The sequence below is a fragment of the Nonomuraea sp. GTA35 genome (assembly GCF_041950525.1).
Lineage (GTDB): Bacteria > Actinomycetota > Actinomycetes > Streptosporangiales > Streptosporangiaceae > Nonomuraea.
Map to the genome: position 1 here is coordinate 1 of NZ_JBGNUV010000036.1, position 22,298 is coordinate 22,298.

Consider the following 22,298-nt stretch of genomic DNA (forward strand, 5'->3'; position numbering starts at 1 on the left):
CCCCGCCTACCAGGTCGTCACCGGAGCGGTGGCGATGCTGCTCTTCCTCAAGGTGCTCAACCAGCTCATCCTGTTCGCCACCGCGCTGGCGGCCACCAGCACCACCGGAGCCGTCACCGACCTGGCCACTCGGCCCGGTCCGCCATGACCTCGGGGGTGTGCCACCACCCGTACGGCCTTACCTCCGTCGCGAAGCCGGCGTACCTGCCCCCCGCCTGGCCCCGGTGAGCGTCTTCGCGGCCACAGCCGAACCCGATGCGGTCGCTGGCTGTGATCAGTTCCCGTGATGAGCCTTGCTTCGAACGCCCGTATCCGTCCTCGGGTAAACGGTGTTGGCTGGCAGTGTCCGGTTACCTGTCCTCGGCCAGGATGCGCCGGCGATCCAAGGGCGGAGGCGGTCATGTTCACCGAGACCGTGATGTGGGCGGCCGTCATCGTCGGGGTGATGGCGATGGCGTCGGCGTTCGGCTTCTTCCTGCTGCGCAGGCGTCGAGATCGCCTGCGAGAGCGATTCGGCCCCGAGTACGAGCGCACGGTTGCCGCCGCGGGCGAGCGCAGGGCGGCCGAGCGTGAGCAGCGAGTGCGTCGAACGCGATCAGGGCCACTCGACATACAGCCGCTCGATCCCGGATCACGCCGCGCCTATGCCGACAGATGGGCCGCGGTTCAGGAGCGTTTCGTGAACGAGCCGAGCCCCGCGGTCTGCGAGGCCGATCTGCTGGTACGGGCCGTCATGGCCAAGCGCGGATATGCCACCGAGGACTTCGCGCAGCAGGCCTCCGAGCTGTCGCTGCGGCACAGCCGCATTCTGGAGCACTACCGCCAGGCCCATGAGATCAGCGGGCGCGCCACGAGCGGCTGGGTGTCGATCCAGGAACTGCGGCAGGCCATGACGCACTATCACGCCCTGTTCGACGCCCTCCTCGGCGGCGACCAGCGGCCTGCCCGTGCTGGGGCTGCCGCTCGTTCACCTCTGACACACGCACACGGAACAGCGGGTCCCCGCCGGTAGGCCGCAGAGCGCTCAGGAGGCCGCGAGCAGCGGAACACGCGACGGATGAACCACCCCCGTGATCGTGCCACGGGAAACCCACGGAGGTGTCGGGCCTATGGCCTTGCCTGGGCAAGAGAGCCAAAGCCGTCTTCTCGCCGATGGCGAACCGGCTGCCGGGACGGCCGAGGAGAGCAGCGCCGACGAAAGCCACAAGGAACGCATCGACCGTGAATTGGCCGAGCTCCTGCAGGGCCTGCGGGTCATGGTGACCGGGGTGCAGGTGCTGTTCGCCTTTCTGCTGGCGATGCCGTTTCAGAGCGGCTTCGCCAAGCTGGACACCTCGGGCCTCTGGCTGTTCCTCGTCGCGTTGACGGGGTCGGCCACCGCCTCGCTCTGTTTCACCACGCCCGCTGTTCAGCACCGGCTGCTGTTTCGTACCGGGCTGAAGGAGAAGATCGTGCATCGTGCCAACGATCTGGGCCTGGCCGGCGCCATAGCTCTGGCGGTCGCGGTCACCGCCGCGATGGCGCTGGTGGCCGAGGTCGTGCTCGGCAACTGGCTGGCCATCGTGTTCGGCGCCGCGGCAGCGCTGGCGACCTCCTGGCTGTGGTTCCTGCAGCCGATCATCGACTTGCGCCGTCAGGCGGCGGCCGACCCACCACAGACAACCCCCTGACGAAGGCGAGCCACTGACTGGCCGGGCACAGGCGAGCAGGACCCGAAGTGCTCGGCGAGCCGGGCCCTCCGGCCCCCTGGGGAGAGTACATGGACATTGACGTCGCCGAACGTGAACACCTGGCGGTGGCTGACCTGCTGGCGCGGTTGGCCAGAGCCTTCTCCCGCAGCCATTCGGCTGAACGGGTACGTTGTGCGGTCCTGGCGGGGCACCACCGTTTTGACGGGCGGCCGATCCGGGACTTCGTTCCGATCTTCGTCGAGCGGATCACCAAAGAAGAGCTGCGCCGATCCGCCTCCTCGCGCTGATGCCCCTGCATCCACGAAGGCCAAGAGGCCGGGCACTTCCAGTCACCACCTCGGGATACGGATTCGGGCGCTGTCAGCCCAAGGCCGTACGCGCCCAGCCGAGCGCGGCGGTGGGATCCATCCCATTCGGAATGCGATCGGCAGGGACGTAGCTGAGCCACTGGTCGATGAGGCGGCCCAGGTGTTCGGGCACGTCCGGGGTGAGGTGATCGGCGCGTTCGGGGCGGGTGCCGGCTTGCATCAGGTGGCGGACCTGCAGCAGGTCGGCGTCGGCGCCGACGGCGGTTTCGAGCTCGCGCCGCAGCGGTGCCAGGCCGGTCAGCAGCCAGTAGGCCAGGGCGCCGACGCCGTACAGGTCGGACAGACCGCCGGGGGCGGCGTCGATGGCGCCGAGCTGCTCGGGGCTGGCGAACCATTTGGTGCCGCCGGGAAGGACAGTCGAGACGCTTTTACCGGCCTGGTGCAGTTGTGACATGCCCCAGTCGATGATCCTGATGGTTGCGGGGCCGTCCAGGACGATGTTCTGCGGCTTGATGTCGAGGTGGAAGGTGTCGTCGGCGGCGGCGGCCTGCAGCCCGGCCAGCACCTGGTCCAGGATCCACAGGCTCCACCTCAGGGAGACGTCGGTGCCCGGCCTGCCGTGGAGGTGGAGGTTGAGGCTGCCTGGCTGGTAGAGGGGTGAGATGAGGTAGACCGCCTGGGATCTGGTGTCCTGGCCGGCATCGATGATCTGCCCGATGTGCCGGTGGCGCAGGCGCATGGCACGTACCTCGCGCAGGAAGGTGCGAAACCGCTGGGGGTCGCCGTGGGCCTGGTGGAACACCTTGGCCACGACGATGGTGGCGGGGTCGGCGGGCTCGTAGGCCTGGTACAGGGTGGCCATGGCGCTGGCGTCGGCGTTGAGGGGTGCGTAGATGCGCCAGCGGTCGTTGAGCACCATGATAGGTGCGGGATGACCGGTGATCGCGGGCGCCGTCTGCGCGGCTTGCCCCGGCTTGGCCTGGTGCGAGGGCGGGTGCCGGCTTTGCGCGCGCTGTAGCTTGGCCGTGGCGATGATCTGCTCGGCGTCGGTGCGGGCTTGGGCGATGATCGCGGCCGCTTGCGTCTGGGCTTCTCCCAGCACCTGATGCCACAGCCGATCCAGCTTGGCCGTCGCCTCAGCGGGAAGACGAGGGCATGGCCTGGCGGTCGTCCTGGTGGCGGTGGCGGCGAGAACAGGCCTGTGCCGACGACGTCTCACCGCGCTGGCACGGGGCCGACCCCGACCCTGCCCGTACCCGTACCGTACATCGGGAAGCTGCTGTCCAGGCCGGTGAGGCACAGCACCCTGGCCAGATGCGGGCGGGGGGCGGCCAGGCCGAGGACGATGTCCAGGGATCGGGCCCGGCGCTGGACACCGACCACGATGCCCAGTCCGGCGGCGTCGCAGAACGACACTCCGGACAGGTCGAGGATGAGCAGGCTGGTGCTGTGCCGCAACACGTGCAGCAGGCGTTCACGTACCGCCTCGCCGGTGCCGATGTCCAGTTCGCCGCACAGGCGGATGACGGTGGCGGTGTTGGGGATGAGCCACAGGCCTTCCCCGGTGCGGGGATCGAGGGTTGTCATGAGCTGCTCCGCTCCTGCAGGCGAAGGCCGGCCGTCTGGTCCCAGCCGGTAAGCTGGAGTCGGCGTCGCAGCTGCGGGGAGGGCGAGCGTAACGTCAGAATCTGGCCGCCGCGCAAACCGGCGGGGGCGGTGACCAGGGCGCGCAGCCCGCCGACGTCGCAGAAGGCCAGGCCGCTCAGATCGGCGCAGAAGCCGCCGCCGTCGGCCATCGACGCCAGCGCCCGGGTCAGGGCGGGCAGGGTCGCGCGGTCGAGCTCACCTTCGAGCCGCACGCCCGCGGGATCGGCAAGCGGCGTGATGCGCAGGAGCCGAACGGCGAGCGTGTCAGGGATGCGAGTGCAGGCTGTGTCCGCGGTGTTCATGCTGACTCCTACGGGCGGGGGTGCGGGTTGAGGTGGCCGCGGGTGTGAGGCGGCCATGAACACGTTGCTCGGGAGCCAGCGTGAGCGGAGCAGTCTGGTGCGATGATCTGATCGTCTGGCGGGCTCGGCCGGGTGGAAAGCGGCAATCTGCACCACGCTTATCATCAGCGGTGATCAGCGGGGCCGCGGGTCGGTGTGGTGATCAGCGTGGATTGACGGGCCCACCGCTCATGGCGTTTCGTGGGGGATGAAGGAGACTCTCCTGTTGTGCACAGCCGGTATCTGGCGCAGAGCCCGCGCAGCGGGGGCACGCCGGCATCGGTGATGGCGCTCGGAGCTCAAGGACGGCATGGTGGCGTTGACTGCTCAACCTCCGCGGCCGCCGGATCCGGACGCCGGCGTGGATCAGGCCCTGGCTGACGTCTTGACGGCGATCGGCATGGCGTCCCGTGCCCTCGCCGTTCGGCACGCGATGAGCCTGGCCTGTCGTGGTGACCGGCAGGGGCTGGCCGTCTGTCTGGAGGAGATGACGCCTGGTCGGCTGGCCGAGATGGCCTCCGCCGCCCGGTTGCTGAGCGCCGCGGCCGAGCAGGCGCTGGCCAGGCGTAAGCCGTAAGGGTTGTGCCGTCTCCGGTCATGACGCGTGATCAGGACGTGGGCTCGCCGGGGGCGGCCTGTGGGGCCCGCCCGCCTTCGTTGTCCCAAGCGGCCAGGCTCTGTTCCTGCTCGGCGGTGACGCCGGAGGCGCCGTTGTGGTTCGCGGCGGTGAGGATATCGCCGGCACGTGTTCGGCGCCGGCACCGGGTGGCCAGGCCGAGCGCGTTCGTGGCGGCGGCGGGTGCGGTGCCGGGCGGGATGATGAGCAGGTTGAGATGTTCCGTCCCCCGGGTGATCAGGTTGACGACGTGGGGATCGATGGTGCGGAACCAGCCCACCTTGACGTAACGCCCGGGGGCGGCGATGCGGTGTGGAATGTTGTGCCAGATGTCCACGTGCAGGCCCACGCGCAGAACGCGCAGTTGCAGGTGCTGGTCGATGGCGGCGATCAGGGCGGGCAGTTCCGCGCCGGCGTCGTAGGTGGCGGGCCACCACGCGCCGTCGACCGCGCCCCGGCGGGTGAGGGCGGGGTCCAGGCTGAGCCGCTCGCGGCCGGGGCCGGTCATGAGGACGGCTCCCAGCGTCGTGCGGGGTCGTGTGTCGAGGTCGGCCGGCGCAGGGCGTGGGCCCGGCCGAGCCTTTCCGGCAGCCAGATCATGGGAACCCCAGAAGAAGCCCGGTCAACGTGCCGCGCCAGGTGCCGGTGGCCAGCAGCAGCGAGGCCGCGGCCAGCGCCGCGAGCAGCCGGTCCACGCGTCCCCGGGCCTGCCCGTTCCACGTTTCCTCCCGTCCCGCATGCAGCTCTTTCGCCCTCCGTGAACTTGTCCGCCTGCCCACCCACACGGTGGCCACACTTCGCCGGCGCTGCCTCTTGGCTGCCGGGGCGATGTGGTGGCGAAACGTTTCCGATGTGCGGGTGCTCGCCGGTCAGCGGTGCTGGCGGCGTCGGATGGCCAGGCGGCGGAGCTGGGTGATGCGGGCGGTGCCTAGCACCAGGGTGAGCAGGATCCCGCTGAGCATGGCGATCAGCATCGCGACCGCCAGCGGCAGCGTGCCGTGCAGGCCGAGGAAGGACACCTGCGTGGCGGTGGTGTTCTGCAGCATGAACACGATGAAGGCGACGGACACGAGCGCGGCGGCCCACACGCCCGCCCAGGCCACGCTGGTGCGGGTGACGGGCACCGGACTGGAGTGTTCGGCGCTTGAGCCGGAATCCGCAGGGCGCACGGCCGGTGCCGGTGAGCTCTCGCCTTGGGGCACATCGGCTTCTGCCGTCTCAGCGGATGACCCGGATCTGGTACGGAAGCGGTGCAGGATGTCCATGACCACCCTTTCGGTGGGCCGGCCTGGCAGGCACCTCAAGCGCGGGATGTCGTCGTTTCCGGATACCTCGACTCTACGTCACGCACCCGGCACGCCAAGCGCGCGCTCACCACAGCAGCGGTCAGGTGGTCAGCGCCGCGAGCGCCCTTCGGGCCTGCCGTCATGCCGGATCCTGCGTGCCGGAGGCACACGCCCCAATGCTCAAGCAGGTCCGCCGTTCCCAGCCGCTGGATCCGTCCAGCATTCCATCAACGGCTCGCCCCCGCCTCTTCCCCGGGCGTCTGCTACGCGAAATCTCAACCCGATCTGTCCGGACGCCATCGTACTCGGCGCGATATGAGAGCCGGCACAAAAATGCCCGCGCCATGACGCGAGAATATTCTCGCACGCCACAGCACAGGTTGAGCGTTTCGCGATGTTCAGCTGGAGATCAGCTCTTGTCGCGGATCACGTCATAGTTGGAGAACTTGATCGGGCCCTCGCACAGTTTGGACATGTGCGCGTTGAACCGGTCGGTTTCCGGCAGCTTGCTGTTACGCTGGGCCTCCTCGTAGGAGGAGAACTCCACGACGGCCACGTAGTGATCGGGGCGATCGCGGTGCTTCGCCACGACCTCGCGTCTTACATAGCGCGTGCCCTCGGTCTGCGTCCGCCACTCGTTCATGAGCGACTCGACTTCTCCGGCGCGCTTGGTGTCGAATTCCAGAATCTGTACGAAGCTCATAAGAGCCTCCCCTTTTCCTTGGCTTGCATTCCTTACTCAATACCCACCCGGAATAAATAGCAAGGAAATTTCGCACAAATGAGCGAATTCCACTCTCGGCATAAAGTGGTCAGAGGTTCGCGCCGATGAGCTCTCCGACCGATTTCGCGGTCCGGCGGGCCCTCGAAGTCGCAATCCGGCAGGGCAAGCCGATCCGGGTGGCCCCTTGAAGGCGTCTCCCCGCCAGGGCAGGTATGGCGCGGCGACGTGCCCGCAGACTCGCTATCGCCGCAGCTGATGAGGCCAGCTGAGATTGCGTGTTTCCGCCGAGCCGGCTGAGCACCTTGACTGGAAAGCGACCAGTCGGCACACCTTGCGTCGCTGTCACCGTGAGGGGGTCGTCATGACCCTGGACGCACAAGGAACGGACGCCACCGACCGTGCAGGCCTGAACGGTCAGGCCCCGCGCTGCGATCACATCGACCGACTCCCCTAGGTGCAGTACGGACCGGCCGAATGCAAGGAATGCCTGACCCTCGGCCAGACCTGGACGCGCCTGCTGGTGTGCCTGACCTGCGGCTGGGTGGCCTGCTCCGACGATGCGCAAGGCGGCCACGCCAAGGCCCACTACCAGGAGACCGACCACCCGGTGGCCACCACCTTGGAGCCACGGTCGACCTGGCGCTGGTGCTACGTGCACCGCCGCACCGCATAGATAGAAGAAGGCCGTTTCCATGACTGTTTCCGAACAACCGGTTTCCGAGCAGGCGGCGGAGCGCCGTCAGGACTACGACGGCACCTCGCCCTTCCCCGGAGCGGAAGAGTACGTCGCGGCCGGTCGGCTCCAGGTGGTGCTGACGACGGGCATCGTGGTGGTGCCGTTCGTCGCGCTCGGTGTCGCGATCTCCTGGCGTGGGGGCAGGGAGTCACGCTCACCGATCTGCTGCTGGCCGCCGTCCTGTACGTGGTGACCGGGCTGGGGGTGACGGTCGGTTTCCACCGGCAGCTCACCCATGCCTCCTTCACCGCCCGGCCCTGGCTGCGCGTGGTGCTGGCGGTCGCCGGGTCGATGGGCTTCCAGGGCAACGTGATCGACTGGGTGGCGGTGCATCGCCGCCATCACGCCTTCATCGACCGGCCGGGCGATCCGCACTCTCCCTACCGGTACGGCACCGGCCTGCGCGGGCAGCTTCGGGGGCTTGCCCACGCCCATCTGGGCTGGCTGTTCGACGGCGATCCGACCCCGGCCGAACGCTACGCCCCGGACCTGCTGGCCGACCCGGCCATGCGCCGCGTCCCTCCAGAACTGCACTCGCCCACGAGGCACCCTAGAGTGGGAGATGACAGCCCGCATCGGCGCCGCCCGGGCAGGAAAGGGGTGGCGGGCATGGAATTACGGCAGCTGCGCTACTTCGTGACGCTGGCCGAAGAGCTCAATTTCGGCCGCGCGGCCGCCCGCGAGCACATCGTGCAGTCCGCGCTGAGCCAGCAGATCCAGCGGCTGGAACGCGAGCTGGACGTGCGGCTGCTGGACCGCAGCACCCACCACGTCGACCTGACCCCCGCCGGCGCCGCCTTCCTCGCCGAGGCGCGTCAGATCCTCGACCACGTCAGCCGGGCCGCGCAGGCCGCACGCAACGCCGCCGCGCCGGTGCCCACGCTGCGCGTCGGCATCATCGACGCCGGCTACGACACCATGCCGCAGATCCTGCGCGAACTCCAGGACAACCATCCCGGCATCACCATTCACCAGGTAGAAGCGGGCACCCCCGAGCAGTACCGGCAACTGGCCGACGGCCGCCTGGACGTCGCCATCGGACACGCCTCCCAGTCCCCGGCCGAGGTGACTTCCAAGCTGATCAGGCTCGACCCGCTCGGCGTGCTGGTGCCCGACGACCACCGCTTCGCCGACCTCGACGGCGTGCCCGTCGCCGACCTCGCCGACGAGCTGCTGCTGCTCGGTGAGGAATCGCAGACGCCGGAACTCAACCAGTTCGTTCTCGCGCTGTGCCGTTCAGCCGGGTTCACGCCCGCCCTCTACGAGGGCACCGTCGAGAGCTCCCGGGCCGCCAGCGACCTCGTACTCCAGCATCGCTGCGTGTACTGTGTCCCGTCCTCCTTCCGCTCCTCCAACCGGCCGGGCACCACCTGGCGGCCCCTGGCCGACCCCACGACGCACTACCCCTGGTCACTGCTGTGGCACGACGCCAACCCCTCTGCGCACATCGCCACCGTCATCGACAGCGCCCGGCGGCTGGCCGAGCGGCTCGATTGGCTGCAACCCGTCGTGCCGGCCACCAAGCCGGCCACCAAGCCGACCACCGAGCCGGCGCCCGCCGAAGGCGCGCCGAGTGCCATCGGCCCCGGTGGTGTGTGACGCGCCGGGCTCACCGCTGGTCGCGCCACACCACCCTGTTCTCTCTCTGGTGATCGGTCCTGGAGATGACCCCTTCACAGATCGCCGGTTTCGGCCCCTTACGCGGGGGTGTTGGCTCGAAGTGAACAAGTTCGACTGTCGGCGCCGCCCCATCATGCGGTAGCCGGCCTCCTGCTTCGACCGGTCCGGAAGACCGATCCCGCGCAGACATCGATGCACCGCCACAGGGAGTGTGCCATGGGCATCATCGCTTGGATCATCCTCGGACTGGTCGCCGGGCTGCTGGCCAGAATGCTGGTCCCCGGCAAGGACCAGCAAGGCTTGATCATCACCCTCGTACTCGGCGTCGCCGGCGCGCTGTTCGGCGGCTTCGTGGCCACCGAGGTGTTCCACGTCTCGGGCATCCAGGGCTTCTTCAACCTGTCCACCTGGGTCTGCGCCATCGCCGGCGCGGCAGTCCTGCTGCTCGCCTACAACCTGATCACTGGTCGGCGCACCGGCCGCCGTTCAGGCCGCTGGGCCAGTCGGCGATGACCGCGCCCAGCACCCTCCGCAACCCACCCCGCGGCTCTCGCGCCTGCTGCGGCGGGGGCGGGGCCTGATTCCCATCGCCGCGGCCATCGCGGTCATCGTCGTCGGCGCGATTCTCGCCTTCGCCCTGGCCGACGGCTCGGTGGGCGGCCTCGACCTGCGCATCGTGGGGGTCATCCTGATGCTCGGCGGCGCCGCCGGGCTGCTGCTGCGCACGAGGTCACGCCGGAGCCGGTCGACCGTCCGCAGCCGCCAGGACGTCATCGACGACCACATCAATGATCGGCCGCCACCCACCCTGGTCGACCACCCGGCGGCGACGGCCGGCAGGGGAGCATCCGCCGGGCCCTGGACGATCGTCTCTGAAAGAAGCGCCGAGGCCGCCCGGAGATCGCATCCCGGCCCGGAACCGGGCGGTACGGCCTGCCCGTTCTGGCGGGTGCCGGTCCGCCCGTGGCCCGTCCTGCATGGGCGGCCAGGATCGGTCTCCGGTATCGGCGTAAAGCGGCCGGCCGTCGATCTACGTCCTGACCCGCTGCCTATGCCCCGTCCTCACCCCTCGTGTGCGAAAGGCATCGACATCTGCAGGAGGCAGACATGTCCATCGTGACCATCCTCTGGGTGGCCGTCGCCGTGGCCGTGGTCCTGGCGCTGGCCATCGGCTACGTCTTGCTGCGCCAGCGCCGGCAACGCCTGCGCCGGCGCTTCGGCCCCGAATACGACCACACCCTGAACGAACAAGACAGTCGCGGCCAGGCCGAGCAGGAGCTGCGCGCCCGGGAGAAACGCTTCGCCAGCCTCGACATCACGCCGCTCACCCCCGCCTCCCGGCAGACCTACGCCCAGCAATGGGCCACGCTTCAGGAGCGGTTCGCAGACGCCCCGGGGCCCGCCGTCACCGAGGCCGACGAACTGGTCACAGCCGTCATGGCCGAGCGCGGATATCCCACCGAAGACTTTCGGCAGCAGCTCGCGGACCTGTCGGTGGTGCACAGCCGCACCCTGCACCACTACCGCCAAGCCCGCGAGATCAGCAGACGCGCCGCCCCGGGCGAGCCCTCCACCGAGGACCTGCGCCAAGCCATAGTGCACTACCGCGTCCTGTTCGAGGAACTCCTCGACGACGGCGACGAGCACCACTCTTACCCGGCCGAAGCCCGCGAGAAGGCACCGGCACTCATCGACGACTCCCAGCAAAGGTGACCCGACATGGACCTCCGCAACGACCCCGAACGCCTTGATGAGCGGCCCGACGAACTCGCCGACACACCGCCGCTCCGGCCCGTACCCGTCGACACACGCAACAACGATGACCACAGCAACGACGCCGCCCAGCTGGCGACGCTGTCTGACCAGCGCGTCTTCGACCAGACGGAACAGCCGCCCTCCGCATCCGAACCCGCATCGCCCGTTCCGGCGGCGTCTCTGCTCGGCAGGGACCCGGCCGATGTCCAGGACCGCTGGCGCGACCTTCAGTCGTGCTTCGTCGACGACCCCCGCGATGCGGTGCAACGCGCCCACTCGCTCCTAGAGGAGATGACGGCCACGGTCCACCAGGCGCTGGAAGGCCGCATCCGTGAGCTGCAGGACCTGTGGAAGAACCCCGGCGACCACGACACCGAGCAGCTGAGACTGGCCTTGCGCTCCTACCGCGACGTCATGCACCGGCTGCTGCCACTCGCCGACGAGCAGGCGACCCCGTAACCCCGCCCATGCCGACGCGGTGAAGGCCAGCGGTCGTGCACGTCCCGCTGGCTTGACCGCCCTCGTCCGCCACCCGGCCGGTGGGCTGCTGGTGGGCGGCTGCACGGCACCGGAAGCAAAGGAAAGAACAGATGGCCGTCCTGGACATCCCTCTGGAACAGATGACCGCCGAAGAGCTCCTGACTGAAATTGCCCGGCCGCAGGCCTCGCCAGCGCACCAGGCGCGGCTGCGCGAGCGGCTGGTGGAGATGCACGCCTGGATGGCCAAGTCCCTCGCGCGACGCTACCGCAATCGGGGCGAACCCATGGAAGATCTCCTGCAGTGCGCCTACGTCGGCATGGTCAAGGCCATCAACGGGTTCGACGCCAGCCTCGGTCACGACTTCCGCCGCTACGCGACCGTCACCATGGCGGGCGAGGTCAAACGCCATTTCCGGGACCGCGCGTGGGCCGTCCGGGTTCCCCGCGTCCACCAGGAACGCCGCTCGCAGCTGATCCGGCTGTCCGCCGACCTCAGCCAGGCCCTGGGCCGCTCGCCGACCGTCGCCGAACTGGCGGCTGAACTGGGCCTGTCGCAGGAGGACGTCCTGCTGACCATGGATGCCTCGGCCGCCTACAGCGCCCTGTCGCTGGATGCCCCCATCGACACCCCCGACAGCCGCGGCGGCCACCGCGTCAGCCTGGCCGACTTCCTGCCCTGCACCGACGAAGCACTGGACACCCTCATCGGCACGCAATCCGTCAAACCGCTCATCGACGCCCTGCCCACCCGCGACAAGCACATCCTGCTGCTGCGCTTCTACGGCAACCACACCCAAGCAGAAATCGCCGCCGAGATCGGACTCTCCCAGATGCACGTCTCCCGCATCCTGCGCAACGTCCTGAGCCGCCTACGCAAGGCACTGATCGACTAACCCGGGCCGAATGCTCACATCTGGAGGGCTCGTGATCACGGTGCAGAGCGGCGTCAAAGCCGCTCGCCCCGAGAAGGGCAGGCCCAGGTGGAGTTCGTGCCGGGCGGTGTCAACCACGCCGGACTGGCCCTTTCGAGCGCCTTGCCACCACCACCCCGGGGGGGTATCGCTCCAGGGATCGACAGGAGCGCCATACGCCCGGCCCCACGCTGGTCGAAGGAGCGCATCGCCGCCAGCCGTGCCCAAGATCTCGCTGCGCACGCCCCTCCCACAAATTCGGAGAACGCCGGCGAACGCGAGCAGCTACTCCAACGCCTATTGGAGTGGACCAGGCGCAAACTGTGTACTCGAGGAGAGAAAACGGGATCGGACTGAAGTCCACTCGAGAGCAGATCTCAAGCATGTAATCCAGCTGGGCGTCAAGTCCGAGCCCCTACAATGGATCGACAAAGGGGAGTACGGGTGACCGATATGGACGGTCAGCCAATTGATCACATCCTTCAGCGGCGCACCGACCTCTCAACGTTCATTGTGCACTTCACGCGCGACACCTCAACCTCTGCGCGAGACAATATTTTATCTATCCTGACAAGCGGGCAGATAAGGGCGAATGCATCATTTGGTATGGCCGCCGAGCAGCTCCGAAACACTCCTTATGAAGCAACCCAGCGGGTCGCCTGTTTTACCGAGACGCCTATAGAACATGCTTGGGCGATGTCTACCCCAATTGCGGGGCGGAATGTCCGACTGTCTCAATACGGCGTGGCATTCACGAAAGACTGGGCGCGCAAGAGTGGCGTGAACCCGGTCTGGTATCTCGACATCACGCCTGACCACGACTGGCTCACCAACCCCCTGCAACAGCTAATCGACCAGGCCCTTGAACAGCTCAACCTCCCTTTTACCCAGCCGGGCGGGCTGCCGCCGGTCCTCCGGCTTACCCCATTTATCGAGCAGATGGGAACGGGGACGCGTCGTGATGGCACCACCTATCGAAAGGAGTTCGCCTGGGAACGAGAATGGAGGCACAATGGCACCTTCAACTTCTCGCTCGGCAACGCTGTTGCCATCTTCGCACCTGAAAACGATCATCTAGCCCTCTCGCCGACCTTCTATCCAAGGTTGGGACCGATGCTCGCATTCCTGCGATCCTGGACCCCCATTGGGGTCTCGAACGAATGATCGTCGCCATGTCGCAGATAGACCGATCCTGAGACCTCAGGTGGCGGATCGCCGCCGGGCCTTCGCATGGCACGGGCAGTGGGCCCTGGATGAGATCCCATGCTCCACGTCGCGTAGGGAACGACGCCGTCCATCTCGTCGGGCTGCAACCCCGGGTGGCCCGGATCTTGGAGATCACCGGCGCCAAGGTCGCCATTCGCACCCATGAGGACGTGGAACAGGCGCTGACCGCGATAGGCGGCATGAGCAGGACCGGAGTCGCCGAACCGGCATGACCCATCCCCCAGAGCTCACAGCACACCGGCCCAACGCAAGCATGCTGACACCTGGGGCCTACAGGAAGACCACGTCCCCGCCAGCATCGCTTGATTGTTGAGGTGACGCCCAACTGTTGATCAAAGTATGTCGCCAGCCCAGCTGACGTGCAGGACCTTGCACTTCGTGAGGTCCAGAGTGACACCGTTGCCCAGCCCCTTCACTGAAACGGTTCGCTCATGTCCGCTCGCCTTCCCCTGGCGGCTGCCGCCCTCGCCATCACCGCTGCCGCTCCCTCGCCCGCTTCTGCGCAGCCAACTGGCGGTTGGCACGATGATGCGGGTTGGGGCTCGGTCACTGTCTCGGCCGATCGCACGCACATCGAGGTGTGTGATCTGCAAGACGACGGGCAGGCCGTGCGGGTAGAGTACGCGACCACCTATCTGCAGAAGTGGACGGTTGTTGACACAAATGGAGCCCGATGGGGCTGCGGGACCGACTCCACCATGATCAGCCGCATCACCGTCTTCAAATTGTGTCAGGGACGTACCTTCGGCATCTGCCGTCCCTCCGTCTGGGTATCCCGCTCCGGCTACCTGGGATAAGAGCCCCTTCGGACGGCAACAGACGTCCTGCGAGACCCGCGTTGGCGCCCTCTGTAGCGGCCTTCCCGAAGTCGCGCCTGCACGGCCGGAGCGGATCAGCTGACGAGAACCGTGCTCCGTCGGCGGACCTCGGAGATGACCTGGGAAACTCCGCTCGCGGTCGTCGCCTGCTGCGCATCGGCGGCAACCAGATATGGGGCGAGTACTTCAGCGGCCTGATCGACGAGGTGCGCGTCTACAACCGCGCGCAGACCACCACCGAGATTCAGACCGACATGACCACCCCGATCGGCAGGACGCCGTCGCCGGACACCCAGGCGCCGACCGCGCCCGGTTCGCTCGCCGCGACGGGCGCCGCCGGAAGCGCGCGGCTCACCTGGACGGCCTCGACGGACAACGTGGGCGTGCACGCCTACACCGTCCACCGCTCCACCACGCCGGCCTTCACCCCGTCGGCCGCGAACCAGGTCGGCTCGTCACCGGCCACCACGTTCACCGACGCGGGCCTGTCGGCGGGGACGTACTACTACCGGGTCCGCGCCGCCGACGCGGCCGGCAACCTCAGCCCGTCCTCGAACGAGGTCTCGGCCACCGTCACCGCCCCGCCGGCGAACCCGGGCCTGGTGGCCGCGTACGGCATGGACGAGGGCACGGGCACCACCGTGGGCGATTCCTCCGGGCAGAACAACACCGGAGCCGCCACCGACACCACCTGGGCCAACGGCAAGCACGGCAAGGCCCTGTCCTTCAACGGCACCTCCAGCTGGGTGACCGTCCCGCATGCCCAGTCGCTGCGCTTGACGAACACACTGACATTCTCGGCGTGGATCCAGCCGGCCACAGCGGCCGGCTACCACACCGTACTGTCGAAAGAGAACACCAACGGCCACGCCTACGGCCTGTACGCCTCCTACGGCGGCGCACCCCTGGGCTGGCTGGAGAACGCCACCACCTCCAAGTCCGTGGTCGGCGACGATCCGCTGCCAGTCAACCAATGGAGCCACCTGGCCGTCACCTACAACGGCACCATCGTCACCCTGTACCTTAACGGTGCCCAGATCGACCAGACACCCATGACCGGCAACCTCGCCGACAACGGCGGTGCGCTACGCCTCGGCGGCAACAGTATCTGGTTGGACGAGTTCTACAGCGGCCTGATTGACGACGTGCGCATTTACAACCGCGTCCAGACCGCGTCCGAAATCCAAACCGACATGAACACCCCCGTCGGCGCCGCGGCGACCAGTACAGCGGCAAGGCTGAACACGGCTACCGCGGAGCACACCGGGATCGCGAAGCTGACGGTCGACGGCAGCCGGACCATGGACGGCGTCACCGTCGCCTCCACCCTCACCCCGCGCCTGACCACCTGGCTGCCCGCCCAGCGCGACGGTGAGGCGAAAGTGGAGATGGAGATCTCCCGCATCCCCGCCAAGGCCAGCAAGTCCGGCAAGTCCGTCGAGGCGGACGAGACCGCTGAGGGCGAGCAGCTGGTCTGGTCAGGTCAGGCCACCGCCAAGCGCGCCGACTCCCGGGTGACGCTGCAGGTTCCCGGTGGGCGGCTGGGAGACGGCGATTTGGTGAGGTGGCGCGCCCGCGCGACCGCCCCTGGCGCCGACGGCGCCTGGACCGGCTGGCACACCATCAGCGTGAGGATCACCGCAGCCGCCCCCGCGGATACTCGCCCGGCCAAGCGTGAATCCGGCAACACCGTCGTCCAGAACGCGCCGGCCGCGGACGACCCGATCCCCATCTATGAATTCGATCGTATAACCCCCGACGACTGCAAGAAAGAAATCGCCAAAGCCGGTCGTCCGGAGGGCTGGATCAAAAACCACTACGCCTGGTGCTCCATCGGCGACGTTACGGCGATAGACAGCTCCACCCCTAACTGCCGCATCACCTACTGCCAGGCGAAGGGGAAGGTGATGACCATTGTCCAGACCTTCCACGGCAAGGGCAGCCTGGGCGCGGACGAGGCAAAGGGCGCCACATCACGAGACATCGTGGTTGACGTCTATTACCTGGACAACAAGCTCGACGACATCTACAACGTGGGCATCGGTTCGCGCCAAATGACGATCGGCGTGAACCCGGTGGGCACCCGATGCCAGCACGTAACCGAATTCGGAGGCAGCCCGAACGTCAATCATCGCACCAAGTCGATAAATAGCTGGGACGGCAGCACCGCGCGGTTCCGGCTGCGCTGCCCCAAGGAGAAGGCGGATCCGAAGCGGACGCTCATCTGGGAAGTGCACGACAACGGAACTCCCGCGAAGACGGAAGAGAAGGCAAACGTGGAGGCCGTGACGATTGACGGTTTCCGGACGTACGTGAACTGGCCGACCTGGCCGGGCATCCAAGGCTATTACTCGCTCTCAGGGAAGCCGCTCGAGGACCGCGCCATTGTTCGGTGCGACAGCGCCAGCTACATTGCCGGCGATGGCGGCTGCATCTTCGACAGCGCCATCCCCTCGATCGTGTTCAGCACCGGTTCAGACTATGACGCCGCATACGAGCATTACTGGAAGGCCTGCAACGACCCCAACGACACCTACGAGAAGCCTCTCGGCTACGTCGGTCCAGGTGGAGGCGCGGGAAAGACCATCATCCAGGGCTGCGGCGGCGAGGACAAGAGCAGGGCATGGCTCCACAGACTGTCGGGCGACCTCGCCGACACCTATCGCAGAAAGTACACGCGGCCGAAGTGCATAGAGATCTGGGGAGTGAACTACACGCAGAACCAAACCCGTCAATGCGATGAATATCCCTTCGCCTCCACATATGAGCGATGGGAGTGGTCCTCGCTCTGGGACGGCGACAAGCCGGCCAATCCCGATAAGTTCTCCGTCTGTCCCATAGCGAACGACGACAACAAAAAGGCTGGCGACGCGCTCGACAAGAGATTCTATCTTCGAGACCGGATCCTGCATGGCGATCCGTTCTTCATCCGGTTCAAGACCAAGATAGCCGTGCGACCGATCGAGCAGCTCTGCGGCGATCCCACCAAGGAATACCAAGATTGGGATGACCGCAGACGGTAAAGCATCGGGCGACGCCTTCCAGCGTCAAGCGATAAGCACACCCTGATTGGGCCGGCCCGGGTGCCGAAACGGAAATTTCAGCGCTCCCGGGCCGGCTCGGCGTGCACCATCTTCCCGATCGGCTTATCGAGGAGTAGTATCAGGCACCATGTACGATCTTGCTGCGACAAACTACTACCTGCGCTTGCTGCGTTCCAACTCCGCTCAGTGGCTGTCCGATCGAATGTGGTGGATCTCTGTCACGCCAAAAGCTCAACAACCGATTGAGATCGACGATATCCACGAAGTCCTCGCGGGTGGGACCCCGCCGGAGGTTCGCCAGGAAGACGGATACGAGCTTCCGATAACGCTGCACTGCCCGGTAGTGGCATTCTTTGTCCATCGGTCCGCAGGAGACGGGACGGTATCGATCCTCAACCTGTCCTCCGAGTCCGCCTCCTTGAGAGACTATTGCCGCGTTCTGAGCAGTGGTGCGTCGGCGCTGGGAATCGAGTGGGGCGGCAGAACTTGGGAGGCCATCGCTTATGCCGAGGACGGGGATATCGTCGCGCACTTCCCCGAAGGTTTCTCACGCGAGCTGGCCGGCGGAACCAACCCGGAAGCGCTCAGCCAAGAGCTGCAATTCATCCACCAATTTTCCGAGGACAGTCCTGCCGGCGTTCTCGCACAGAAGGCGGCGGCGCTGGCGATCCTGGAAGCCCGATCAGGGCTCCGCATCACCGATGAGTGGCTGAATTCAACCCACGAAGTCGTCTACGTCGACGTTCCGGTCCGCGTCGGCGATTCGGCACACGGTGATGCCATCGCCTCACCGCCGACTCTTCCGAATCCACCGGACGGCAATAAGTCTGAACTGCTCTTCCGGATCATCGACCTGCTTGTCGCGAAGTTCGGCTTTGAATGGCCGGAGATCGCAGAAGCCCGTAGCGCTTACGGCTCGGGGCATGTCCCCGGGGAGGCGCTCCACACAGAGGTCATGGACCGCACACTCCGCCTCGGCCGAGATTGGCTGCAGGCTACCAATGAATATGAATCGTCCGCTGCGAACTCTGAGCTCATGAGGTTGCGATGGAAGGCTGGGATTGCCATCCGGGTCGCGCTTAGAGAGATCGAACAGACCAACCCCAAACTGTCCTCGCTTCAGCTCGCCGAGGAAGCTCTTGGGACGGATTGGCCGACCGTCCAGCAGCATATCCTCAACCCCTGACCTACTCTCTGAGAGCAAGCCGCCAGGGCTTTGACGTCCGGCTGGCGCCGGGCAGTAGTTAGTTGACGGATCCTCACCAGTTCGTAAGGTCGGCCCGGAGCGCGGTACCGGTCTTGCGACCGGTCCGTTTCTCCTGACCGCCTTACGGACCCGGCGTACCTGTCTGCGAGTACCAGGCTCTCCACGGACGCCGCCGTCTGACGGGCTGGTTGCACCCACGGGCTGGGACGCCCGGTGGGCGTGGTGTGCCGTCGGCGGAACTCCTTGCAGCTCCAGCGGTGCCGCTCACGCAGCAACCTGGCCAGCCTCCACCAGGTGAAGGTAGGAGAACGCTCCGCCCGGCCGCCACGGCCCGTGCAGATGCTCATCGAGCACCGACAGCGCGATGTCGGCCACCCGCCACCGACGAACAACGCGCCAGCAGTCCCCTGACCACGCTAAACAACCGCGTTCAAGATTTCAGACCAGTCCGACCTGGACTCCGCCCGGTGACGCCATACGTTTGGGCGCCAGCCCCCCCCACCCGGTCGAGATCGGACAGCGTGCGCCAGCGTCCCGTGCGCCCGCCCTCAGCCGCCAGGCGCTCGAAGACCCGCGCTGTGACCTGTACGTCCGGCATCGCCCGATGACGACGCCCAGGCGGCTCGATCCGCAGATACCTCATCAGATAGTCGAGCCGGTGCGACGGCAGCTCCGGGTACAGGGCGCGGGTCAGCCGTACGGTGTCCAGCAACGGGACAGCCGCCAGGACGGGACAGTGCGAACGCTGATGGGCGATGAGTCCTGCCTCGGTGGGCGCGTGGTGGGCGACCAGCCGATACGGCGGCGCCGTCAGCCGACGGACGAGCTCAGCCGTGACCCGCTCGGGCCCGCGGTCGTGGCCAGCATCGCCGTGGTGGTACCCGTCATACGCACGTCAGCGACGGTGACGGGCACCTCGGCGGGCGGCGCAATCAACGATTCGAAGCTCCACATCTGCGACAGCCCGTCGCCGGCGACGGTGAGGGCGAGGACCGCCACCTCCACCGGAACGGCGGGCCGCCCAGCAGGGGTAAGCGGCTCGAAATCGGTGACCAGGTAGGTGTGGCGGGCAAAGGCGGCATCGCGGTAGAGCGGCGCGGCCTCAGATTTCAGCCGTCCCATACCCATGTCGCTGTGCGTTCGTTGCGGCTCTGCCACGAACCTCGCGCAGCCACCGGTTGAACGCCTTCTCATAGCGGTCGCCGCAGTCGACATCGGCGGTTTCGTCCCCGCCGGCGTTCGGCACCGGTTCGGGTCCGTCCCCCGGTCGCCACAGCGGCCCGCGCGGTTCGTAGGCCGGGACGGTGTCGGTGATGCCGTCCCATACGGCGACGGCCAGCCCGGCGGCGGCCAGGGGCGGATCGTGGGTGGCATCCACCAGCGTCCACCGGCCATCGATCAACGCTTCGGCCGCCGAATGCACGTCCTCCCGTGAGGCAGCAGCCGTACCTCGGCCGGCCGGTCGGGCAGGTAGTACAACCACCGGACTCGCCGAGCCTGGTACCCGAGCGCCCGCAAGCCCTCGATCAGGTAGGCGGATTTGGCCAGGCAGTCGCCACGCCCGAAGGCCATCAGCGTCTGGGCGTCGTGGGCGCCGTCCGTGGCGTACGGCACGTCCCGCACGGCGAGGAACAAGGCGATCCGCTCAGCACACGCGTCCACACGCTGACGGTACCCCCACCCCACCCCGCGGCACCTCAACCCGCACTGAGTTGGCAGGCCACGCCTGGTTCGAACGAGAGATTGAGGGCTGTGCGACGCCCGGCCGTAGCCGAGCACCAAAACCACAAGTCGGCCTGATCCACGCCCGCGCCGGAGGGATCATCGCCTCTCGCTGACCGACTGACAGAGGCAAGCGAAGGAAGAGACTCGCCCGTGCCTCCCGTCCTCGCACGACCCCCGATGCACCATGCTGAGCATGTCCCAGCACCGTTCTCCCTCACCTGCGAGGAGTCCCCTTGACCCGGTACGCCGTCGACCACCGTCGCAACGCCCTCATCGCCTCCTGGAGCACCGGGTCGGGGGACACCGCGGTGGACGTCGCCGACCTTCCGGACGGGATCCCCAGCCACGACGCCCTGAACTTGGCCAGGGGACTGACCCAGCTCTCCGAGATCTGCTGGCGCTGCTACACCCACCCGGCCAGCGCCGCCGACAGCCACGAGCCCAGCTCCGAAGGCGAACGCCGCCAGGAAGAACGCGACGCCTTCACCACCGTCCTCACCGCCTTGACCAACCCCAACCTGCCCGCCGACGGCTACCTGATCCAGTCCTACATCCAGGTCGAAGAAGCCGCCCACCAGGTCGGCCGAGCCCTGCACGCCCTCAACGCCGCCGAACTGACCACCCGCGTCACCATCGACGTCGGCGCCGAACTGGCCGCCATCGAACAAGCCGAACTGGGCAACCTGACCGAACGCGCCCGCCAGGCCGTCACCCTCACCCGCGAAGACGCCTCCCCGCTCCAAGTCGCCCAAGCCAGCAACCTGCTGCACGACAACCCCTTCGGCCCCGAAGCGCTCTTCACCGAGATCGACCCGGCCGCGGCCGCCATCGCCGCCGCGCACTGGCTTGACGCGGCCGCCATCGTCACCGCGGAGTCCACCGGTCTCCCCGCCACCCAGGTCGCGGCTGAAGCCGACAACATCGAGGCACTCCCCCATGAGACGCCCACCCTCGTCCTGGAGCTGATGGCCGACGGCGCCACGCCTCGCCAGGCGGTGATGCCCTTGATCCGCGACGCCCTGCGGGTCGCGGAAGGCGAGATCCCTGACATCAGGGCACTCCAGCAGCGCATCGCCGCCGCCGAACAATTCCTCAACGACTGGCGCGAGGACCAGCCCGAGCCGAGCCTGGACGCTCTCGACCTGCGAATCACACCGCTGGATCCCGCCCGCCCGGCCCTCGACCTGCTGGAAGACATACTCAGCGGCATCCGGGGCTGCTGGCTGCTCTACGCCGAAGACGCGACCGAACTCGACGAGACCGAAGACCTCGACGATGAGGAATGGCAGAGACGCCGCACAGCGGCGTTCTTCGCGGAAGTCCGGGAAGAAGCTGCCGCTCATCGCGAGCGCCTCTTGTAGCGCCACGCATTGCCACAGAGCGCGGGTGCCGCGTCCGCACATGTGATGGCGGCTTCCGTCGTTCCGGCAGCGCGCGAAAGTGAGCGAGGGCAGAGACCGGTGCCGCACGACCTGATCCGAGGCCGTCTCCAGATCCTCGAAGCCCTTCGAAACCCGCTCCGGCCAGCAGCAGGTGAACGCGGGCCACCGGGCGTTGGTTCACTCGGCGAATGGGTGTACCGGACCGTTAAGGGTGGGGCGCGTGGGTGAGAAGGGTTCCAGCGCGTCGGGGGCGTGGCGATCGATGACCGCCTGGGCCAGTGCATGCCCAAGGAAGGCGGCGAAGGCGAGTCCGTGCCCGTTGCAGCCCACCGCGAACCAGGCGCCGGGCACATCGGGCACCGGGCCGGCGAGGGGCATCTGATCGGGGGTACGGGCCATCGCCCCGGCCCAGCGGGAGGTGACAGGCGGCAGATCCAGCTCGGGGAACAGGCCGGGCAGGACCCGCTCGACGGCCGCCTGCACCTCATCGGTCGGAGTTTGCGCGGTGGTCGCGAAGCCCACATCCAGGTCCCGGCGGCCGCCGATGATGATCTGGCCGTCGGCGGTCTGCCGCCAGTATTCACCGGTCGGGCTCACCGAGCCGCCGGTCGGCGCCCGGAACAACGGTGCGGCGGGCGCGTAGGCGAGCATCTCCCTCTCTGTCAGACTGCTGTGATACATGGGATATATGAGTCCTTTTGATGCGAAGCAGGGCGAGACGGGACGATTGAGACAGTGACGATGACCCTCGCCGACCAGGCCGCCATGACGGGGCAAGAT

The 22,298-nt window shown here is 67.4% G+C and carries 27 protein-coding genes; 16 read left to right on the forward strand and 11 right to left on the reverse strand.

What is annotated here, in order from left to right; translation table 11 throughout:
• The first annotated feature begins 400 nt into the window (after positions 1 to 400).
• The 3 genes from ACBJ32_RS58580 (at position 401) to ACBJ32_RS58590 (ending at position 1,978) form a co-directional block, all read left to right on the forward strand.
• Positions 401 to 1,012, forward strand: a complete 612-nt coding sequence (locus ACBJ32_RS58580) for an LPXTG cell wall anchor domain-containing protein (protein WP_375134266.1) — start codon at positions 401 to 403, stop codon at positions 1,010 to 1,012.
• A gap of 97 nt (positions 1,013 to 1,109) precedes the next feature.
• Positions 1,110 to 1,670 carry a DUF6328 family protein gene (locus ACBJ32_RS58585; protein WP_375134267.1) on the forward strand — a complete coding sequence of 187 codons (561 nt, stop codon included), beginning with the start codon at positions 1,110 to 1,112 and terminating at the stop codon, positions 1,668 to 1,670.
• 89 nt (positions 1,671 to 1,759) lie between these two features.
• Positions 1,760 to 1,978, forward strand: coding sequence for a three-helix bundle dimerization domain-containing protein (locus ACBJ32_RS58590; RefSeq protein WP_375134268.1), 219 nt, complete (start codon positions 1,760 to 1,762; stop codon positions 1,976 to 1,978).
• Positions 1,979 to 2,051: 73 nt separating this feature from the next.
• Here the strand turns inward: ACBJ32_RS58590 and ACBJ32_RS58595 are convergent, their stop codons facing one another.
• The 3 genes from ACBJ32_RS58595 to ACBJ32_RS58605 form a co-directional block, all read right to left on the reverse strand.
• Positions 2,052 to 3,101 (reverse strand): protein kinase, encoded by a 1,050-nt coding sequence (locus tag ACBJ32_RS58595; RefSeq protein ID WP_375134269.1) that lies wholly within the window; start codon positions 3,099 to 3,101, stop codon positions 2,052 to 2,054.
• 113 nt (positions 3,102 to 3,214) lie between these two features.
• Positions 3,215 to 3,586 (reverse strand): STAS domain-containing protein, encoded by a 372-nt coding sequence (locus tag ACBJ32_RS58600; RefSeq protein ID WP_375134270.1) that lies wholly within the window; start codon positions 3,584 to 3,586, stop codon positions 3,215 to 3,217.
• Entirely contained in the window at positions 3,583 to 3,948 is a 366-nt protein-coding gene (locus ACBJ32_RS58605) for an STAS domain-containing protein (protein WP_375134271.1), read from the reverse strand. The genes ACBJ32_RS58600 and ACBJ32_RS58605 overlap by 4 nt, the downstream gene beginning before the upstream one ends.
• A 439-nt stretch (positions 3,949 to 4,387) precedes the next feature.
• On the opposite strand from ACBJ32_RS58605, the gene ACBJ32_RS58610 reads away from it, so the two are divergent.
• Positions 4,388 to 4,564, forward strand: a complete 177-nt coding sequence (locus ACBJ32_RS58610) for a hypothetical protein (RefSeq protein ID WP_375134272.1) — start codon at positions 4,388 to 4,390, stop codon at positions 4,562 to 4,564.
• Positions 4,565 to 4,595: 31 nt separating this feature from the next.
• On the opposite strand, the gene ACBJ32_RS58615 is transcribed toward ACBJ32_RS58610, so the two are convergent.
• The 3 genes from ACBJ32_RS58615 to ACBJ32_RS58625 form a co-directional block, all read right to left on the reverse strand.
• Entirely contained in the window at positions 4,596 to 5,111 is a 516-nt protein-coding gene (locus ACBJ32_RS58615) for a DUF5994 family protein (RefSeq protein ID WP_375134273.1), read from the reverse strand.
• Positions 5,112 to 5,472: 361 nt separating this feature from the next.
• Positions 5,473 to 5,727 carry a lipopolysaccharide assembly protein LapA domain-containing protein gene (locus tag ACBJ32_RS58620; protein WP_375134274.1) on the reverse strand — a complete coding sequence of 85 codons (255 nt, stop codon included), beginning with the start codon at positions 5,725 to 5,727 and terminating at the stop codon, positions 5,473 to 5,475.
• A gap of 571 nt (positions 5,728 to 6,298) precedes the next feature.
• Positions 6,299 to 6,592 carry a hypothetical protein gene (locus ACBJ32_RS58625; RefSeq protein WP_375134275.1) on the reverse strand — a complete coding sequence of 98 codons (294 nt, stop codon included), beginning with the start codon at positions 6,590 to 6,592 and terminating at the stop codon, positions 6,299 to 6,301.
• Positions 6,593 to 7,067: 475 nt separating this feature from the next.
• Between ACBJ32_RS58625 and ACBJ32_RS58630 the strand changes: the two genes are divergently transcribed.
• The 11 genes from ACBJ32_RS58630 (at position 7,068) to ACBJ32_RS58680 (ending at position 18,390) form a co-directional block, all read left to right on the forward strand.
• Positions 7,068 to 7,286 (forward strand): UBP-type zinc finger domain-containing protein, encoded by a 219-nt coding sequence (locus ACBJ32_RS58630; RefSeq protein ID WP_375134276.1) that lies wholly within the window; start codon positions 7,068 to 7,070, stop codon positions 7,284 to 7,286.
• A gap of 19 nt (positions 7,287 to 7,305) precedes the next feature.
• The gene (locus tag ACBJ32_RS58635) at positions 7,306 to 7,542 is read left to right on the forward strand and encodes a hypothetical protein (RefSeq protein ID WP_375134277.1); all 237 of its coding nucleotides are present in this window, start codon (positions 7,306 to 7,308) and stop codon (positions 7,540 to 7,542) included.
• Positions 7,536 to 8,948: a LysR substrate-binding domain-containing protein gene (locus ACBJ32_RS58640; RefSeq protein WP_375134278.1), complete on the forward strand. Its 1,413-nt coding sequence runs from the start codon at positions 7,536 to 7,538 to the stop codon at positions 8,946 to 8,948. Before ACBJ32_RS58635 ends, ACBJ32_RS58640 begins: the two co-directional genes overlap by 7 nt.
• Positions 8,949 to 9,185: 237 nt before the next feature.
• Positions 9,186 to 9,482 carry a GlsB/YeaQ/YmgE family stress response membrane protein gene (locus tag ACBJ32_RS58645; protein WP_375134279.1) on the forward strand — a complete coding sequence of 99 codons (297 nt, stop codon included), beginning with the start codon at positions 9,186 to 9,188 and terminating at the stop codon, positions 9,480 to 9,482.
• Between the two features lie 594 nt (positions 9,483 to 10,076).
• Positions 10,077 to 10,682, forward strand: a complete 606-nt coding sequence (locus ACBJ32_RS58650) for a hypothetical protein (RefSeq protein WP_375134280.1) — start codon at positions 10,077 to 10,079, stop codon at positions 10,680 to 10,682.
• Positions 10,683 to 10,688: 6 nt separating this feature from the next.
• Entirely contained in the window at positions 10,689 to 11,183 is a 495-nt protein-coding gene (locus tag ACBJ32_RS58655; protein WP_375134281.1) for a hypothetical protein, read from the forward strand.
• A gap of 131 nt (positions 11,184 to 11,314) precedes the next feature.
• Positions 11,315 to 12,097, forward strand: coding sequence for a SigB/SigF/SigG family RNA polymerase sigma factor (locus tag ACBJ32_RS58660; protein ID WP_375134282.1), 783 nt, complete (start codon positions 11,315 to 11,317; stop codon positions 12,095 to 12,097).
• A 471-nt stretch (positions 12,098 to 12,568) separates the two neighbouring features.
• A complete protein-coding gene (locus ACBJ32_RS58665; RefSeq protein WP_375134291.1) occupies positions 12,569 to 13,279 on the forward strand; it encodes an abortive infection system antitoxin AbiGi family protein in 711 nt (236 codons plus the stop codon).
• A 494-nt stretch (positions 13,280 to 13,773) separates the two neighbouring features.
• A complete protein-coding gene (locus ACBJ32_RS58670; RefSeq protein WP_375134283.1) occupies positions 13,774 to 14,139 on the forward strand; it encodes a hypothetical protein in 366 nt (121 codons plus the stop codon).
• A 41-nt stretch (positions 14,140 to 14,180) separates the two neighbouring features.
• A complete protein-coding gene (locus ACBJ32_RS58675; protein ID WP_375134284.1) occupies positions 14,181 to 17,183 on the forward strand; it encodes a LamG-like jellyroll fold domain-containing protein in 3,003 nt (1,000 codons plus the stop codon).
• A gap of 148 nt (positions 17,184 to 17,331) precedes the next feature.
• Positions 17,332 to 18,390, forward strand: coding sequence for a hypothetical protein (locus tag ACBJ32_RS58680; RefSeq protein WP_375134285.1), 1,059 nt, complete (start codon positions 17,332 to 17,334; stop codon positions 18,388 to 18,390).
• A gap of 451 nt (positions 18,391 to 18,841) precedes the next feature.
• Here the strand turns inward: ACBJ32_RS58680 and ACBJ32_RS58685 are convergent, their stop codons facing one another.
• From ACBJ32_RS58685 to ACBJ32_RS58700, 4 genes are read right to left on the reverse strand one after another with little or no spacing between them, the layout of a single operon-like run.
• Positions 18,842 to 19,225 carry a PolC-type DNA polymerase III gene (locus ACBJ32_RS58685; RefSeq protein WP_375134292.1) on the reverse strand — a complete coding sequence of 128 codons (384 nt, stop codon included), beginning with the start codon at positions 19,223 to 19,225 and terminating at the stop codon, positions 18,842 to 18,844.
• Positions 19,222 to 19,533 (reverse strand): hypothetical protein, encoded by a 312-nt coding sequence (locus tag ACBJ32_RS58690; RefSeq protein ID WP_375134286.1) that lies wholly within the window; start codon positions 19,531 to 19,533, stop codon positions 19,222 to 19,224. Before ACBJ32_RS58690 ends, ACBJ32_RS58685 begins: the two co-directional genes overlap by 4 nt.
• On the reverse strand, positions 19,514 to 19,834 hold the full coding sequence (locus tag ACBJ32_RS58695) for a hypothetical protein (protein WP_375134287.1): 321 nt from the start codon (positions 19,832 to 19,834) through the stop codon (positions 19,514 to 19,516). Before ACBJ32_RS58695 ends, ACBJ32_RS58690 begins: the two co-directional genes overlap by 20 nt.
• On the reverse strand, positions 19,810 to 20,073 hold the full coding sequence (locus ACBJ32_RS58700) for a hypothetical protein (protein ID WP_375134288.1): 264 nt from the start codon (positions 20,071 to 20,073) through the stop codon (positions 19,810 to 19,812). Before ACBJ32_RS58700 ends, ACBJ32_RS58695 begins: the two co-directional genes overlap by 25 nt.
• A gap of 296 nt (positions 20,074 to 20,369) precedes the next feature.
• Here ACBJ32_RS58700 and ACBJ32_RS58705 point away from each other — a divergent pair, with 296 nt between their 5' ends.
• On the forward strand, positions 20,370 to 21,497 hold the full coding sequence (locus tag ACBJ32_RS58705; protein ID WP_375134289.1) for a hypothetical protein: 1,128 nt from the start codon (positions 20,370 to 20,372) through the stop codon (positions 21,495 to 21,497).
• Between the two features lie 198 nt (positions 21,498 to 21,695).
• On the opposite strand, the gene ACBJ32_RS58710 is transcribed toward ACBJ32_RS58705, so the two are convergent.
• Positions 21,696 to 22,298: NAD(P)/FAD-dependent oxidoreductase (locus ACBJ32_RS58710; protein ID WP_375134290.1), on the reverse strand; the 603-nt coding region annotated here is incomplete at its 5' end.

Bases quoted from the DNA above. Each gene is read 5' to 3' on its own strand.
- ACBJ32_RS58670 (WP_375134283.1), top strand. From the start codon at position 13,774: ATGTCCGCTCGCCTTCCCCTGGCGGCTGCCGCCCTCGCCATCACCGCT.
- ACBJ32_RS58660 (WP_375134282.1), top strand. From the start codon at position 11,315: ATGGCCGTCCTGGACATCCCTCTGGAACAGATGACCGCCGAAGAGCTC.
- ACBJ32_RS58655 (WP_375134281.1), top strand. From the start codon at position 10,689: ATGGACCTCCGCAACGACCCCGAACGCCTTGATGAGCGGCCCGACGAA.
- ACBJ32_RS58680 (WP_375134285.1), top strand. From the start codon at position 17,332: ATGTACGATCTTGCTGCGACAAACTACTACCTGCGCTTGCTGCGTTCC.
- ACBJ32_RS58690 (WP_375134286.1), bottom strand. From the start codon at position 19,533: ATGGGACGGCTGAAATCTGAGGCCGCGCCGCTCTACCGCGATGCCGCC.
- ACBJ32_RS58610 (WP_375134272.1), top strand. From the start codon at position 4,388: ATGGCGTCCCGTGCCCTCGCCGTTCGGCACGCGATGAGCCTGGCCTGT.
- ACBJ32_RS58600 (WP_375134270.1), bottom strand. From the start codon at position 3,586: ATGACAACCCTCGATCCCCGCACCGGGGAAGGCCTGTGGCTCATCCCC.
- ACBJ32_RS58605 (WP_375134271.1), bottom strand. From the start codon at position 3,948: ATGAACACCGCGGACACAGCCTGCACTCGCATCCCTGACACGCTCGCC.
- ACBJ32_RS58590 (WP_375134268.1), top strand. From the start codon at position 1,760: ATGGACATTGACGTCGCCGAACGTGAACACCTGGCGGTGGCTGACCTG.
- ACBJ32_RS58635 (WP_375134277.1), top strand. From the start codon at position 7,306: ATGACTGTTTCCGAACAACCGGTTTCCGAGCAGGCGGCGGAGCGCCGT.
- ACBJ32_RS58625 (WP_375134275.1), bottom strand. From the start codon at position 6,592: ATGAGCTTCGTACAGATTCTGGAATTCGACACCAAGCGCGCCGGAGAA.
- ACBJ32_RS58650 (WP_375134280.1), top strand. From the start codon at position 10,077: ATGTCCATCGTGACCATCCTCTGGGTGGCCGTCGCCGTGGCCGTGGTC.
- ACBJ32_RS58645 (WP_375134279.1), top strand. From the start codon at position 9,186: ATGGGCATCATCGCTTGGATCATCCTCGGACTGGTCGCCGGGCTGCTG.
- ACBJ32_RS58665 (WP_375134291.1), top strand. From the start codon at position 12,569: ATGGACGGTCAGCCAATTGATCACATCCTTCAGCGGCGCACCGACCTC.
- ACBJ32_RS58615 (WP_375134273.1), bottom strand. From the start codon at position 5,111: ATGACCGGCCCCGGCCGCGAGCGGCTCAGCCTGGACCCCGCCCTCACC.
- ACBJ32_RS58580 (WP_375134266.1), top strand. From the start codon at position 401: ATGTTCACCGAGACCGTGATGTGGGCGGCCGTCATCGTCGGGGTGATG.
- ACBJ32_RS58585 (WP_375134267.1), top strand. From the start codon at position 1,110: ATGGCCTTGCCTGGGCAAGAGAGCCAAAGCCGTCTTCTCGCCGATGGC.